The organism is Rhabdonatronobacter sediminivivens, assembly GCF_013415485.1.
Classification (GTDB): domain Bacteria; phylum Pseudomonadota; class Alphaproteobacteria; order Rhodobacterales; family Rhodobacteraceae; genus Rhabdonatronobacter; species Rhabdonatronobacter sediminivivens.
This window is the reverse complement of the sequence record NZ_JACBXS010000039.1, coordinates 17,350-31,596: the sequence shown is the minus strand read 5'-3', so window position 1 is coordinate 31,596 and position 14,247 is coordinate 17,350. Positions and strand designations below refer to the sequence as shown.

At 65.5% G+C, this 14,247-nt stretch carries 12 protein-coding genes; 4 read left to right on the top strand and 8 right to left on the bottom strand.

Annotation, left to right across the window (positions count from 1 at the left end):
* The first annotated feature begins 356 nt into the window (after positions 1-356).
* Positions 357-1,139, top strand: coding sequence for a RadC family protein (radC, locus tag HUK65_RS15050; protein WP_179907097.1), 783 nt, complete (start codon positions 357-359; stop codon positions 1,137-1,139).
* Between the two features lie 86 nt (positions 1,140-1,225).
* Here radC and ppsA read toward each other — a convergent pair whose 3' ends face one another.
* From ppsA to HUK65_RS15020, 6 genes are all read right to left on the bottom strand, one after another.
* The gene (gene ppsA, locus HUK65_RS15045) at positions 1,226-3,616 is read right to left on the bottom strand and encodes a phosphoenolpyruvate synthase (RefSeq protein WP_179907096.1); all 2,391 of its coding nucleotides are present in this window, start codon (positions 3,614-3,616) and stop codon (positions 1,226-1,228) included.
* Positions 3,617-3,870: 254 nt separating this feature from the next.
* Positions 3,871-4,464: a glutathione S-transferase family protein gene (locus HUK65_RS15040; RefSeq protein WP_179907095.1), complete on the bottom strand. Its 594-nt coding sequence runs from the start codon at positions 4,462-4,464 to the stop codon at positions 3,871-3,873.
* Positions 4,465-4,536: 72 nt separating this feature from the next.
* Positions 4,537-5,559, bottom strand: coding sequence for a DNA polymerase III subunit delta (gene holA / locus HUK65_RS15035; protein WP_179907094.1), 1,023 nt, complete (start codon positions 5,557-5,559; stop codon positions 4,537-4,539).
* Positions 5,556-6,032 (bottom strand): LPS assembly lipoprotein LptE, encoded by a 477-nt coding sequence (lptE, locus tag HUK65_RS15030; protein WP_179907093.1) that lies wholly within the window; start codon positions 6,030-6,032, stop codon positions 5,556-5,558. The genes holA and lptE overlap by 4 nt, the downstream gene beginning before the upstream one ends.
* 10 nt (positions 6,033-6,042) lie before the next feature.
* A complete protein-coding gene (gene leuS, locus HUK65_RS15025; RefSeq protein WP_179907092.1) occupies positions 6,043-8,622 on the bottom strand; it encodes a leucine--tRNA ligase in 2,580 nt (859 codons plus the stop codon).
* Positions 8,623-8,742: 120 nt separating this feature from the next.
* Positions 8,743-9,225: a DUF3576 domain-containing protein gene (locus tag HUK65_RS15020; RefSeq protein ID WP_235442177.1), complete on the bottom strand. Its 483-nt coding sequence runs from the start codon at positions 9,223-9,225 to the stop codon at positions 8,743-8,745.
* 321 nt (positions 9,226-9,546) lie between these two features.
* Between HUK65_RS15020 and HUK65_RS15015 the strand changes: the two genes are divergently transcribed.
* From HUK65_RS15015 to HUK65_RS15005, 3 genes are all read left to right on the top strand, one after another.
* Complete coding sequence (locus HUK65_RS15015; RefSeq protein ID WP_179907090.1) at positions 9,547-10,476, top strand: porin; 930 nt, start codon at positions 9,547-9,549, stop codon at positions 10,474-10,476.
* Positions 10,477-10,589: 113 nt separating this feature from the next.
* The gene (locus tag HUK65_RS15010) at positions 10,590-10,907 is read left to right on the top strand and encodes a porin family protein (RefSeq protein ID WP_179907089.1); all 318 of its coding nucleotides are present in this window, start codon (positions 10,590-10,592) and stop codon (positions 10,905-10,907) included.
* Positions 10,908-10,910: 3 nt separating this feature from the next.
* On the top strand, positions 10,911-11,561 hold the full coding sequence (locus HUK65_RS15005; protein ID WP_179907088.1) for a YggS family pyridoxal phosphate-dependent enzyme: 651 nt from the start codon (positions 10,911-10,913) through the stop codon (positions 11,559-11,561).
* Between the two features lie 116 nt (positions 11,562-11,677).
* Here HUK65_RS15005 and HUK65_RS15000 read toward each other — a convergent pair whose 3' ends face one another.
* Complete coding sequence (locus HUK65_RS15000) at positions 11,678-13,318, bottom strand: ABC transporter ATP-binding protein (protein ID WP_179907087.1); 1,641 nt, start codon at positions 13,316-13,318, stop codon at positions 11,678-11,680.
* Positions 13,319-13,323: 5 nt separating this feature from the next.
* Positions 13,324-14,247, bottom strand: coding sequence for an ABC transporter permease (locus tag HUK65_RS14995; protein ID WP_179907086.1), 924 nt, complete (start codon positions 14,245-14,247; stop codon positions 13,324-13,326).

Sequence of the window (14,247 nt, the reverse complement as noted above, 5' to 3'; positions counted from 1 at the left end):
CCATGAAAGCCGCAGGCATAACCGTCGCAGACAGCCCCGCAACCCTCGGAGAAGCCGTCCTCAAGGCAATGGGGAAGCTGGACTGACCAGACGACCAGGCACAGGCGCCGCAGTCGGCGCCTGTGCACCGGGGCGACAGGAAAGAGAAGCGGCACAAGCTCCCACCGCCCGCCTGCCCCCGTCGACCCGCGGCGTTCCTCCCGGACCGGCCGTCTGAATGCGCCGCGGGTCCCCTTTCCAGACAGAATATCCCTTGGCCTCCATGCCAAGGCCCGGGCGCCTTCCGGTATGGTGAATTCACCGATGCCCCGGTTCTGTTAACCATTCTTTCACCAATCTTTTGGCACTGTCGCATCATGCCACGCCAGCGTTCCGCATTCTCCGATACTGCCATGCCGCTCTTTGCGCCCGATACCGCTGGGGCAACGGCCTCCTCTGTGCCGGTCGAACCCGTGGCTGGAAAGCTCCCATCCTATATCCGCGATCATCGCAAACGGCTGCGCGAACGCTTCATGACCGGGGGCCAGGGCGCCATGCCGGAATATGAATTGCTGGAACTGATCCTGTTCCGCGCCATTCCCCGCCAGGACGTCAAGCCGCTCGCCCGGCGCCTGATGGACGCTTTCGGGGATCTCAACCGCGTCATCACCGCCCCCGCCGCGCGCCTGCGCGACATCGATGGCGTCGGCGATGCGGTTGTACTTGAACTGAAACTTGTCGAGGCCGCCGCCACCCGCATGGCCCGCGCGCGCGTGATGCACCGCCCCGTGATCTCATCGTGGGACGCGCTGATCGACTACTGCCACACGGCCATGGCGCATCGGGAAACCGAACAGTTCCGGGTCCTGTTCCTGGACCGCAAGAACATCCTCATCGCCGATGAGGAACAGGCCAGCGGCACCGTGGATCACGTCCCCGTATACCCGCGCGAAGTGGTGCGCCGCGCGCTTGAGCTCAATGCCTCGGCTCTGATCCTGGTCCACAACCACCCCTCTGGCGATCCAACCCCGTCCGAGGCCGATATCGCCATGACCGGGCGCATCCAAGCCGCGGCCGAGGCGCTGTCCATCACGCTGCATGACCACCTGATCATCGGCAAGGAACGCGAACTCAGCTTCCGTGCCACCGGGTTGCTCTGAACCACGCCCGCAAGCTGTCCCTTCGGGCACGCGGGGCGGGCGCGGTCGGGGCAGGCGCAGCCTGCGCCGCCGGGGCCGCGCCCGCGCTAGCCGTTGCCTTCGGCCGCCGCCACATGGCCCTTCACCGCCAGAAAACTGTCCGGGGTCACGGAAATCGAATCGATCCCGGCCGCCACCAGCAGCCGTGCGAATTCCGGGTCATTGCTGGGCGCCTGACCGCACAGCCCCACCTTCACCCCCGCCTTGCCCGCCGCATCGATCACATGCCGGATCATCCACATCACCGCCTCGTCCCGTTCGCGGAACAGATCGGCCAGCTTGCCTGAATCACGGTCCACACCCAGCGTCAGTTGCGTCAGGTCGTTCGATCCGATGGAAAACCCGTCGAACCGCCTGGCAAACCCCTCGGCCAGGATCACGTTGGACGGCACCTCGCACATCACAAAAACCTCCAGCCCGTCGCGCCCGCGCTCCAACCCTGCCCTGGCCATGACCTCCAGCACGCGGTCCGCCTCGTCCAGGGTGCGCACGAAGGGGATCATCACCACCACATTGGAAAAACCCATTTCATTGCGCAGCTTGGCCATGGCGGCGCATTCAAGCGCAAACCCGTCCTCGTAATCCGGCGAATAATAGCGCGAGGCCCCCCGAAACCCGATCATCGGGTTTTCCTCATGCGGTTCGAACTGCGCGCCCCCCAGAAGCCCCGCGTATTCATTGGTCTTGAAATCGCTCATCCGCACGATCACCGGCTTCGGCCAGGCGACCGCAGCAATCCGTGCCAACCCACGCGCCAGCTTGTCCACGAAGTAATCGGGCTTGTCGCCATAGCCGCGGGTCAGATCCTCGATCTCCTCGCGCACCGCCTCATCCCGGATCTGATCGAACCGGATCAGGGCCAGCGGATGCACCTTGATCGCGTTCGAAATCACGAATTCCATCCGCGCCAGCCCCACACCTTCGGCCGGCAGGCGCCACCAGCGGAAGGCCGCAGCCGGGTTGGCCATGTTCAACATGATCTTCGTATGTGTTTGTGGCGCAGCGCCCAGGTCGATCTCTTCCACGCTGAAATCCGAGGTTCCGTCATAGACGATCCCTTCATCCCCTTCGGCGCAGGACACGGTCACCACCTGCTCGTCATGCAGCAATTCAGTGGCATTTCCGCAGCCCACGATCGCAGGCAGCCCCAGTTCCCGGCTGACGATGGCAGCATGCGAGGTCCGCCCCCCGCTGTCGGTGACAATCGCTGCTGCACGCTTCATGATCGGCACCCAGTCCGGGTCGGTTATCGAGGTCACCAGAATCGCGCCGTCGCGGAACTTGCCGATATCGGCGGCCGATTCGATCAGGCAGACCGGCGCGTTGACCACCGCCCCGCCCACGCTCAGCCCGCGCAGGATCTCGGGGCCGTGTTCATGCACCGTATAGCTCAGCATCTTGCCCGCCTCGGCCCGCGATTGCACCGTTTCCGGGCGAGCCTGGACGATATAGAGCTTGCCCGTATCACCGTCGCGCGCCCATTCCATATCCATGGGGCAGCCATAGTGATCCTCGATCACGCAGGCCTGTCGCGCCAGTTCCAGGATCTCGTCATCATTCAGCACAAACCGCCCTCGTTCGGCGCGCGCGGTCGGCACATTGCGGGTCTCGCCCCCTTCGGCGCCCGCATAGATCATCTTGCGTTCCTTGGCGCCCAGCGTCTTGTGCACGATCGGTTTCAGCGCGCGGTCCTCCAGCAACGGCTTGAACACCTGGTATTCATCCGGGCTGACTGACCCTTGCACCACGTTTTCCCCCAGACCCCAGGCCGCGTTGATCAGCACCACCTTGTCGAACCCGGTTTCGGTATCGATGGAGAACATCACCCCCGCGCCCCCGGTATCGGCGCGCACCATCATCTGCACCCCCACCGACAGGGCCACCTTGTCATGCTCGAACCCGTTGATCCGGCGATAGGTGATGGCCCGGTCGGTGAAGAGCGAGGCATAGCACCGCCGACACGTCGCCAGCAGCGCCTTTTCCCCGCGCACATTCAGGAATGTCTCCTGCTGGCCGGCAAAGCTGGCCTCGGGCAGGTCCTCGGCCGTGGCCGAGGAGCGCACCGCCACCGCTGGCGCATCATGCCCGGTGCGCCGGCCCAGCGCGCGGTAGTTTTCGACGATGGCCGCGGCCAGATCCTCAGGCCAATGCCCGGCGATGATCGCCTTGCGGATCGCGGCGCCCGCCTCGGGCAGGGTCATGCGCCCGTCTTCCAGCCGCTGCAACCAGTCAGCGATCGGCGCCTCCAGCCCGTTGCTGGCAATGAAGCCGCGAAAGGCGGCGGCACTGGTGGCGAAGCCGGGCGGAACGGAGATCCCCTTGGCCGTCAGGGTTTGCACCATTTCCCCCAGGGACGCGTTCTTGCCCCCGACAAGCGGCACATCCCCGCGCCTGAGATCGTCGAACCAGATGACATGCGGTGTGTCTGCGTCGGTCATGGGGCCTCCTTAGGTGTTACCCGGCCATGAACCCCATCCATGGGGCGCAAGGCATGTCCAAGGCTGACCGTCGATCCCGCGCAGGACATTGATTTGCGTCAAAGCTGCAGCGCAAAGGTGCATTTAGTGATACGTCATGCCAGTCGGACATGAGGAGGTCCGACCGGTATCGGCCCCCAGGAGGCGCGAGGGGTAGGCCCCGAACGGCGCAGCACGGTTTTGTCCCTTTCCGTGCTGCGCCCAGGGCCTGATGCTCAGGGCATCTGCTCAAGCACCTTTCGCAGCGCAGGGCGCTGCAGCATCGATTCCAGATACGTGGCCAAGCGCGGCTCGGAAATCGGAAATTTGGCAATCCTTGCCCAGATCCCGCAATGGGTCAGGATGATATCCGGCACCGTAAGGTCCTGTCCCATCAGAAAGGGGCCCTCGCCCATGCGGCGCACCAGGGTCTTCTGGCTGCGGGTGAATTCCCATTTCAGCGATTCCTTGATCGCGGTCTGGCGCAATTCCTCGGGCAGGACAAAACTGTGCCGCGCCGCCATCCACAGGGCCGAATCGAACTCGTCCAGCAGGAATTGCGTCATGCTGTCCTGCCGCGCGCGGTCCAGCGTTCCGGCGGCATAGGTGAAGCCGCCGTGCTTGTCGGCCAGATACTGGATGATTGCCGTCGAATCGGTGATCGGTGTGCCGTCTTCGATCAGCACAGGCACCTTGCCCGCCGGGTTGAAGCTGACCACCCCTTCGGAGCGCGGCGCGGCGGGGACATGCTCATATCCCTGGCCCAGCTCCTCCAGCAGCCACAATACGCGGGTGGCGCGGCTATTGGCCCTTCCGATCACAGTATACACGCGATGCTCCTCCTGGGTCGATCCCTCAAGCGCGGCGGCCTGCAGGCGCGGGCAAGGGCCAACCACATGCCCCTAGCGCCGCCGCTGCATGGCCAGGCGGATCAGCGCCCGCTCCATGACCGCCATGCTGGGGGCCTCGGTGGCCGAGCGCAAGGCCAGATCGGTTTCCGTCAGCGCCGCCAGCGCCCGCTCCAGCGCGGCGCGCTCCCAGGCCCGGGCCTGGGCGGTCATGCGGTCGCGCCGTTTCCAATGCACCGGCGGGCGCATGTTGCGGATACCCTCGACCGGCCCGCGGGGGTCGCAATGGGCGGCAAAGAGGGTGCGAAAATGCCGCGCCGCGCCGATGCACAGCGCAACCGCGGCAACGCCCTGCGCCTCCAGTCGCCGCAACAGCGGCCCGATACCGCCTGCCCGGCCCTCGGCCACCATGTCAAAGAGGCTGTCCATATCCGCTTCGGTGCTGAGCGGAGCACAGGCGGCGATGTCATCAGGGCTCAGCGGCGTGTCATCGCCCAGCTTGTAGAGCGCAACCTTTTCCACAGTCTGGCGGAAATCCCCCGGGTCCAGTGCCTGCGCCAGCGCCAGCAGCTCCTCCATGGCGGCAGTGTCGATCCGGGTCAGCCCCGCGGCCTTCAGGCTGGCCTGAATCTCGTCCCGTCCGGGGGGATCATCGTAAATCCCCGCGGCCAGAGCGGTTTTCGACCCCTCGAACAGCTTGCGCAGCTTGGACGCCGGCTTGAGGTTGCCAGCCGTGACCACCAGCCGTGCATCCTCGGGGCGCCAATCGGCCAGAACCTGCGCGATCACCGGCGCCAGCAGGTCGGTCGCATCCTCCAGCAGCACCACGCGCAGACCGGGAAAGAAGCCCTGCGCCTGCATCGCATCGGCCAATGCCGCCGGATCCCCGCGCAAACCCGCCGCCTGCAGGCGTTCCAGGCGCATCTCGGCCTCCCCCTCGGGGCCAACAAGGTTCGCCACCAGTTCCTGACGCTTCAGCGCAATCCGCATGGCATCCGCACCGAACAGCAAGACCCCTGCCCGCGCCGGGTCCGGTTTGGCGCAGAACCGCGCAACCTCGCGCGCTGCCAGTTTCATGGGGCCGCGACATCCGCCAGCACGGCAAGCAGCCGCGCAACCACCTGATCGGCCAGGATGACCATCAGCCGCCGTTCGGCATCTTCCTGCGCGGCCAGCGTGGCCAGCTGGGTCGATGTGGCAGAATAGGCGGTAAAGTTACGCACGGTGCCGCTGTAGAGTTCCGAATCGCTGGCAATGTCACGCAGCGCGAAATGCACCCGGCCAAAGACCTGAAACCGCGTGTCACCCAGTCGCCGCATCCGCGCACCGCCGCTTTCGGACACCGAGATATCATGCGAGAGCGCAAACCGGGCGGCCTGCGGGCGGCCAAGACGGTCCTCGAGCGCGGCGACAAAAGCAGAATCGCGCACGTTCCGCGGGTCATCGGCGCGCACCTGACCCCGGAGTGCGGCGCCGGGGCCGCCGGGGGCATGGGCAGGTGAAAAGCCGCAGGCCGCCGCCACCGGCAGCGCCAGCAGTCCCGTCAGCATCGCCCTGCGTTCAGACAACCACATTCACGATCCGCCCCGGCACCACGATCAGCTTGCGCGGGGCCGACCCGCCCAGCGCCTTTTTCACAGCATCATCGGCCAGCGCCAGCTTTTCAACCTCTTCCTTGGCCATGTCGGCGGGCACGTCGATCTGACTGCGCCGCTTGCCGTTGATCTGGATCGGCAGGGTCACGGTATCCTGCACCAGCATGTCCGGATCCGCCTGTGGCCAGGGCGCCTGCGCCACCAGCCCCTGCCCGCCCAGCCGGGCCCAGAGGTCCTCGGCCAGGTGCGGGACCATCGGCGCCATCAGTTGCGCCAGCACCCGCGCGGCGGTCTTCTGCGACGCGCCGCTGGCGGTGCTGCGCGACAGCGTGTTGGTGAAGGCATAAAGCTCGGCGATGGCCTTGTTGAAGGCGAAGTTGTCAACGGCGCGGGTCACATCGGCAATGGCGCGGTGCATGGCGCGCAAGAGGTCGCGGTCGGCCTCCGTTGACGTGCCACCCTCCATCCCCGCGATCCGCTCGCCCAACGTCCAGACGCGCGACAAATGCTTGAACGCCGCTTCGGCCCCGGCGCTGGTCCATTCCACGTCACGTTCGGGCGGGCTGTCGGACATGACGAACCAGCGCGCGGTATCGGCGCCATAGGCGCTGACGATCGCCAGGGGATCAACCACGTTCTTCTTGGATTTCGACATCTTGGCCGAGGGGATGACCTCAACCGTTACGCCGTTGGCTTTCAGTTTTCCATCCTCCACCTCTTCGGGCACGTGATAGATCGGGCGGCCGCGATCATCGCGAGTCATGTAGATTTCGTGAGTTACCATCCCTTGCGTGAAGAGCGCGCTGAACGGCTCCTTGCACATTTGCGACAAATGGCCGGTCTGCACCATCGCCCGGGCAAAGAAGCGCGAATAGAGCAGGTGCAGGATCGCGTGTTCAATCCCGCCGATATACTGGTCCACGTTCATCCAGTAATCGGCCTCGGCCCGGTCGGTGGGGGTGGTGGCGCGGGGGCTGGTGAAACGCGCGAAATACCAGGACGAATCCACAAAGGTGTCCATGGTGTCGGTTTCCCGCCGCGCCGGGCGCCCGCAGGCCGGGCAGGCGCAATCGCGCCAGGTGGGGTGGCGGTCCAGCGGGTTGCCGGGGATCGAGAAATCAATGGGCGCGCCATCCTCGTCATAGGGCAGCGCGATGGGCAGGTTTTCCTTCTTCTCGGGCACCACGCCGCAGGTGTTGCAATGCACCACGGGGATCGGACAGCCCCAATAGCGCTGCCGCGAAAGCCCCCAGTCGCGCAGGCGATACTGGGTGACACCGTAGCCCACGCCTTGCGATTCGCAGAATGCGATGGCGGCCTCTACCGCCTGTTCGCCGGTCTGGATCTCCTCGCCCGCAAAGCCGCGCACATAGCGGACGCGGTCGGTCTTGGGCGGGACAAAGGCGACGGTGTCCACCGGCGTCTCATCTTCCAGCGCGAAGAAGACATCCGGGTGCGGCAGGCCGTATTTGCGCGCGAAATCCAGGTCGCGCTGGTCATGGGCGGGACAGCCGAAGATGGCACCGGTGCCGTAATCCATCAGGATGAAATTGGCGATGTAGACCGGCAATTCCCAATCGTTGTCAAAGGGATGGCGCACGCGGATGCCGGTGTCGAAGCCGCGCTTCTCGGCCTTTTCCAGGGCTTCCTCGGTGGTGCCGATCTTGCGGCATTCGGCCACAAAGGCGGCAACCTGCGGGTCATGGCGCTCCAGATGCCGCGCCAGCGGATGGTCGGGCGAGACGCCGACAAAGGACGCCCCCATCAGCGTGTCCGGCCGCGTGGTATAGACCTCGATCCGGTCGAACCCTTCGGGCGCATCCACGGTGGAAAAGGCGAATTGCAACCCGCGCGACTGGCCGATCCAGTTGCGCTGCATCAGGCGCACCTTCTCAGGCCAGTTGTCCAGCCCGTCCAGCGCCTCCAGCAATTCCTGGCTGTAATCCGAGATGCGGAAGAACCACTGCGTCAGCTCCCGCCGCTCCACCTCGGCGCCCGAGCGCCAGCCCTTGCCGTCGATGACCTGCTCATTGGCCAGCACGGTCATGTCCACCGGGTCCCAGTTGACCACGGCGTTCTTGCGATAGACCAGCCCGGCCTCCAGGAAATCCAGGAAAAGTGCCTGCTGCTGCGCGTAGTATTCCGGGTCACAGGTGGCGAATTCGCGGCTCCAGTCGATGGACAGGCCCAGCGGCTTCATCTGGTCGCGCATGACCTGGATGTTGCCATAGGTCCAGTCGCGCGGGTGGCCGCCCTGCTCCATCGCGGCGTTTTCGGCAGGCATGCCAAAGGCGTCCCACCCCATGGGGTGCAACACCGAGAAACCCTGCGCCGACTTATACCGCGCCACCACATCGCCCATGGTGTAGTTGCGCACATGCCCCATGTGGATGCGCCCCGAAGGATAGGGAAACATCTCCAGCACGTAATATTTCGGCCGGTCCGGATCACGCCGGGCGGTGAAGACCCCTGCACTGTCCCAGGCCTCTTGCCAGCGGGCTTCGATCTGTTGCGGGCGGTAGCGCGCCTGTTGCTGGCTGGCCATGGTCGGACAATCCCTGTTCAGCGGTCGGTTAAAGGCGTGGCAGCCCCGGCGCCAACGAAAACACCGGGCGCGGCAGGCCCGGTGTTGTCATAGCGTTGCCGTCGCGCGGGGTCCAGCGGGTCACATCCCGCGGTCACGGATCCGAAGCTGGCGTGCGCGTGTCAGAATGGCATCCTCGACCGCGCGGACGGTCTCGCGGCTGGCCGGGCCGCCCTGTGTCATCAGCGCCACATTGAGCGACCGCGCATCCAGCGCCGGGTCATTCACCAGCACCGCCGCGCGATAGGCCCTTCCCCCGCCCGGAGGCGTGCCAAACCCGGTCACGATCACCCCCGAGAACGGGTCCACCGTCTGCACCGGCAGGAAGTCCAGCACCTCCAGCGCCGCGTTCCAGATGTAGCGGTTGACTTCGACCGTGGTGCTGGGCGGGTCCACATTGGTGAACAGGTCCCAGATTGTGCCATCCTGACCGCTGCCCGGCAGGCGCTCTCGCTCCTGCGCGTGCATTTCGGCCGTTGCCTCCTGCGAGCGTTCGCCCCCCTGGAAAAAGTTGCCGAAACCGCCGCCACAGCCCGCAAGCACGGCTGCCAGGCCCACTCCCATCGCGATGCGACTCAGTCTCCGCAGCGCTGCCCTGTTCGATGCGATCATGCGTGCCGACCTTTGATTACTGCCCCCGCATGTCTAGCCGAGGGCCACACATGGGACAAGAGGGCGTCCGGGGATTCCCGCGCGGGGGTTCAAATCACCCCTTTGCACTCCGAATCCGGCGCCCATCGGATCGGGCGTGACAAATCTGCATCAACGCCGCCAAGTTCGCAAAGCGCCATCGACCTACGTGTTGCAAACACCGGCCGAAAGAGAGAAATAGGCTCAGACCCGGCGAGACGCCCAGGGTTAGTCCTTAAGACAACGAGGGAAACAATGAAAAAGATTCTTCTTGGTTCGGCCGCCGCACTGGTCGCATCCGCTGGCGTCGCCGCCGCTGACGTCAGCGTCTCGGGCGATGGCCGCATGGGTGTCGTATTCAACGACGCTGCTCAGGACAAGCTGCGCCTGGACAGCCGTGCACGTGTGCGCTTCACCCTGTCCGGCGAAACCGACACCGGCATGGCCTTCGGCGGCTGGTTCCGCGCTCAGACCGCTCCCGATTCCGCTTCGGGCAACATGGGCACCGGCGGCGCCAACGTGTTCATCTCGGGCGACTTCGGCCGCCTGTCGTTCGGTGACGTGGCAGGCGCTGCTCAGGCGTCGGTCGGCGACCTGCACGGCATCGGCCTGACCGGGCTGGGCTTCCTGAACGAGAACACCTACTTCCAGCGTGACTTCAACGGTGGCATTCTCAACAGCGGCGGCACCAACGCCCTGTACACCTACAGCTTCGACGGTTTCACCGTTCACGCATCGCTGGGTCAGCTCAACGTCCGTGACGGCAACAATGACCGCGTCGAAATGGGCTCCATCGGTGCTCGTTACGAGTTCGACGGCTTCGCAATCGGCGCTGGCTACGAGCTTGCAAACATCGGCGGCGACAACTTCGGCCACGTTGCTCTGGGCGGTGAAGCGAACATCGACATGTTCAGCGTCCGCGCAACCATCGGTCGCCTGGTGCAGGATGCACGCGGCACCAACACTTCCGATCACCAGATCGGTCTGTCGGGCAGCGCAGACATCGATGACATCACCGTGTCGGCCTTTGCTCGCCGTGACTTCGCACGCGATGTGCACGTCGGTGCTGGCGCCAGCTACAGCCTGGGCGGCGGTGCAAGCATCGTCGGCGGCGTCCGCTACACCAGCTTCGACGCTGGCGGCGGTCAGACCGTTGCAGACTTCGGTGTGAGCTTCAGCTTCTGAGCTGACATACCAGTCAAGATACGAGAGAGCGGGCCCGGTGCCCGCTCTTTTCGTTTCTGCGCGCTGCCACCGGACCGGTTGCAAAGCCGCAGCGAAACGGGCACATTCGCGCCATGCGTCCGCTGCAACTCATAACCGCCCTGTTCTTTCTCACGCCCATGGTCGGCGCAGCGCAACCGGGCTCTGGCATCACCTTCAGCGGCGATGCGCGCATGGGTGTGGTCTGGGAAAGCAACCCCTCCCTGGGGCCCGCAGAAAATGGCATGCGCCTGACGTCACGGACCCGCCTGCGCCTGCATTTCGAACGCCAGACAGACAGCGGCATGGCCTTCGGGAGCACGCTCCGGCTGGATGAAGCCACCGGCCGCCTTGACGGTGGGGCGGTTCACCTCGGCGCACCGCAGGGACCGCGGAACAACCCAAGGGATTGAACCATGTCGATTGCCGAGATTTCCGCGCGCATGGACCGCGCCCTGGCTGATGCGGGGCGCCCCAAAGGCGCGGTCACGCTGATCGCCGTGTCCAAACTGCAACCGCCCGAAAGGGTGAAAGCCGTATTGCAGCAGGGCCACCGCATCTTTGGCGAAAACCGCGTGCAGGAGGCCGCCGGAAAATGGCCGGAATGGTCGGCGCAGTTCGAAGGGGTGGATCTGCACCTGCTGGGCCCGCTACAGACGAACAAGGCCCGGCAGGCAATGGAACTTTTCTCGACCATCCATTCTCTGGACCGGCCGAAGCTCGCACGGACCCTGGCGCGGCTGGCCGATGAAACCGGCCACTGCCCGAAGCTGTTCGTCCAGATCAACACCGGGGCCGAGCCGCAAAAGGCGGGCGTCCTGCCCATCGATGCCGACAGCTTCATCGCCGACGCGCGCAGCCTGAACCTGCCGCTCGTCGGCGTGATGTGCATCCCGCCCGTGGACGAAGACCCCCTGCCCCACTTCCGGATGCTGCGTGAAATCGGCGGGCGCAATGACCTGCCGGGCCTGTCCATGGGCATGAGCGACGACTTCGAAACCGCCATCGCCGAAGGCGCAACCCATATCCGGGTCGGCTCGGCTCTCTTCGGCGCCCGGGATTACTGACCCCGCCAGCCACGAACCCCGCCCGGCGCGCCCGCGCCGGGCAGCGCCCCCGAGGCGCACAGGGTGGGTGGGCGGGTGCTCCGAGGGGGCGCTCCCCCGCCGCCACAAGCCCCCCCCTACTGATCGGCGCTCTGCGGCAACCCCTTGCGGCTGCGCTGTTCCAGCAGCTTTGTAAGCCAATCGGGATCCATCTCGGGCACCGAGGACAGCAGCAATTCGGTATAGGGCTCATGCGGTGGGGCGAACATCTCGGGCTTCGGCCCCTGCTCCACTACCCGGCCCTTCTGCATGACCACAACGTCATCGGCAATCGCCCGCACCGTCGCCAGATCATGGGTGATGAACATGTAGGCCAGGTTGAATTCCGACTGCAGCTTGTCCAGCAGCCGCAAGATCCCCTCGGCCACGATCTGGTCCAGCGCAGAGGTCACCTCGTCGCAGATGATGAACCGCGGCTCGGCGGCCAGCGCCCGGGCGATCCCGATGCGCTGCTTCTGCCCGCCCGAAAGCTCTGAGGGCAACCGGTCGATATACTGATCCGGCTCCAGTTCGATCAGGTCCAGCAACTCGCGGATTCGTTCGGTCAGTGCCCTCCCGCGCAGGCCCAGATACATCTGCGCCGGGCGCCCGATCAACCGCCGCAGCGTCAGCTTGGGGTTCAGCGCCGTATCCGCCATCTGATAGATCATCTGCGCATGGCGCAACTGGTCGCGGGTGCGCTTGCGGTAATCGGGGGGCAAGGCTTCGCCGTCGAACAGCACCTCGCCGCGTGTGGGCGGCAGCAGCCCGGTGATAACCCGCGCGGCGGTCGATTTCCCCGATCCCGACTCGCCCACCACCGCGACCGTCCGGCGCGGATGGATGTCAAAGCTGATGTCGTCCAGCACCTTGACCGGCCCGTATGCGGCCGAGATATTGCGCAGCGACACCACCGGCTTGTCCCTCGGCGCCGCCTGCTCGGCACGCTGAAAGCTGCGCACCGCCCAGAGCGACTTGGTATAGTCATCCTTCGGCGCGCTCAGCATGGTTTCGGTGTCGGCTTCCTCGACCTCATCCCCCTTGAGCAGGATCTTGATCCGGTCCGCCATCTGCGCCACCACCGCCAGGTCATGGGTGATGTAGATCGCCGCGGTGCCGAACTGCTCGACGATATCGCGGATCGCCGCCAGCACCTCGATCTGCGTGGTCACGTCCAGCGCGGTGGTGGGTTCGTCAAAGATGATCAGGTCCGGGCGGCAGGACATGGCCATCGCCGTCATCGCCCGCTGCAACTGCCCGCCCGAGACCTGATGCGGAAAGCGAAAACCGATCCCCTCGGGGTCCGGAAGCTGCATCTTGCGATAGAGTTCCACCGCGTCCTTCTCGGCCTGCGAGCGGGACATGACGCCGTGACGCACCGGGGCCTCGCAATACTGGTCCATCAGCTTGTGCGCCGGGTTGAAGCTGGCCGCCGCCGATTGCGCGACATAGGCGATGCGCTTGCCGCGCAGGCGGCGCAACTGATCCTGGCTTGCTTCGCGCAGGTCGGTCCCGTCGAATTCGATCACCCCGTCGCTGATCCGGCAGCCATCGCGCGCAAACCCCATGGCCGCCAACCCGATGGTGGACTTGCCCGCCCCCGATTCGCCGATCAGGCCCAGCACCTCACCGCGGTGCAGGGTCAGGTTGACCCCGTTCACAATCGCCAGCCAGTCATCGCCGGACTTGCCTTCGATCTTCAACCCGCGAATGTTCAGAAGCACATCCTTCTTGGTCATGCGCGTCACTCCTTCAACCCGCTGGCGCGGTAAAGCTGCCAATCCACCACGAAATTCACCGCCACCGTCAGCAGCGCGATCGCGCCCGCAGGCAGCAACGGCGTGATGTCGCCAAAGGTGATCAGCGTCGCGTTCTCGCGCACCATCGACCCCCAGTCGGCAGTGGGCGGCTGGATCCCCAGCCCCAGGAACGACAGCGCCGAGATCGACAGGAACACGAAGCAGAACCGCAGCCCGAACTCGGCCACCAGGGGTGCTGTGACATTGGGCAGGATCTCGCGCGTGATGAGATAGCCCAGCCCCTCGCCACGCAGGCGCGCGGCCTCGATGTAATCCATCACCACCACGCCTTCGGTCACCGCGCGGGCAAGACGAAAGACGCGGGTGGAATCGATCACCGCAATCACCAGGATCAGCGTCAGGATCGAGGTGCCGAAGATCGTCAGCAGCAGCAGCGCAAAGATGAGCGACGGAATCGCCATCATCACATCCACCAGCCGCGACAGGCCCTGATCCAGCCAGCCGCCCACCGTGGCCGCCAGCAGCCCGAAGACCGAGCCGATCAGAAACGCCAGCGCCGTGGTGGCGAATGCGATGCCCACCGTGTTGCGGGTGCCGTAGATCATGCGGCTGAACATGTCCCGGCCCAGCGCATCGGTGCCCAGCCAGTGCTCGGCGGACCAGGGGATGAACTGGCTGCCCACCACCGTGCGTTCAGGGAAAGGCGCGATCAGCGGCGCCAGGATCGCCACCACCAGATAGATGAAGATGACCAACATGCCGAAACTGGCGGTCAGCGGTGCGTTGCGCAGCGCGCGACGCATCTCACCCCGGGTGACGGCGGCGGCCACGGCGCGGAACCCCCAGGCGGCGGCTATCGCCACCCCCAGGGTGATTGCGGCCCAGAACAGGAAGATCAGAAAACCCAT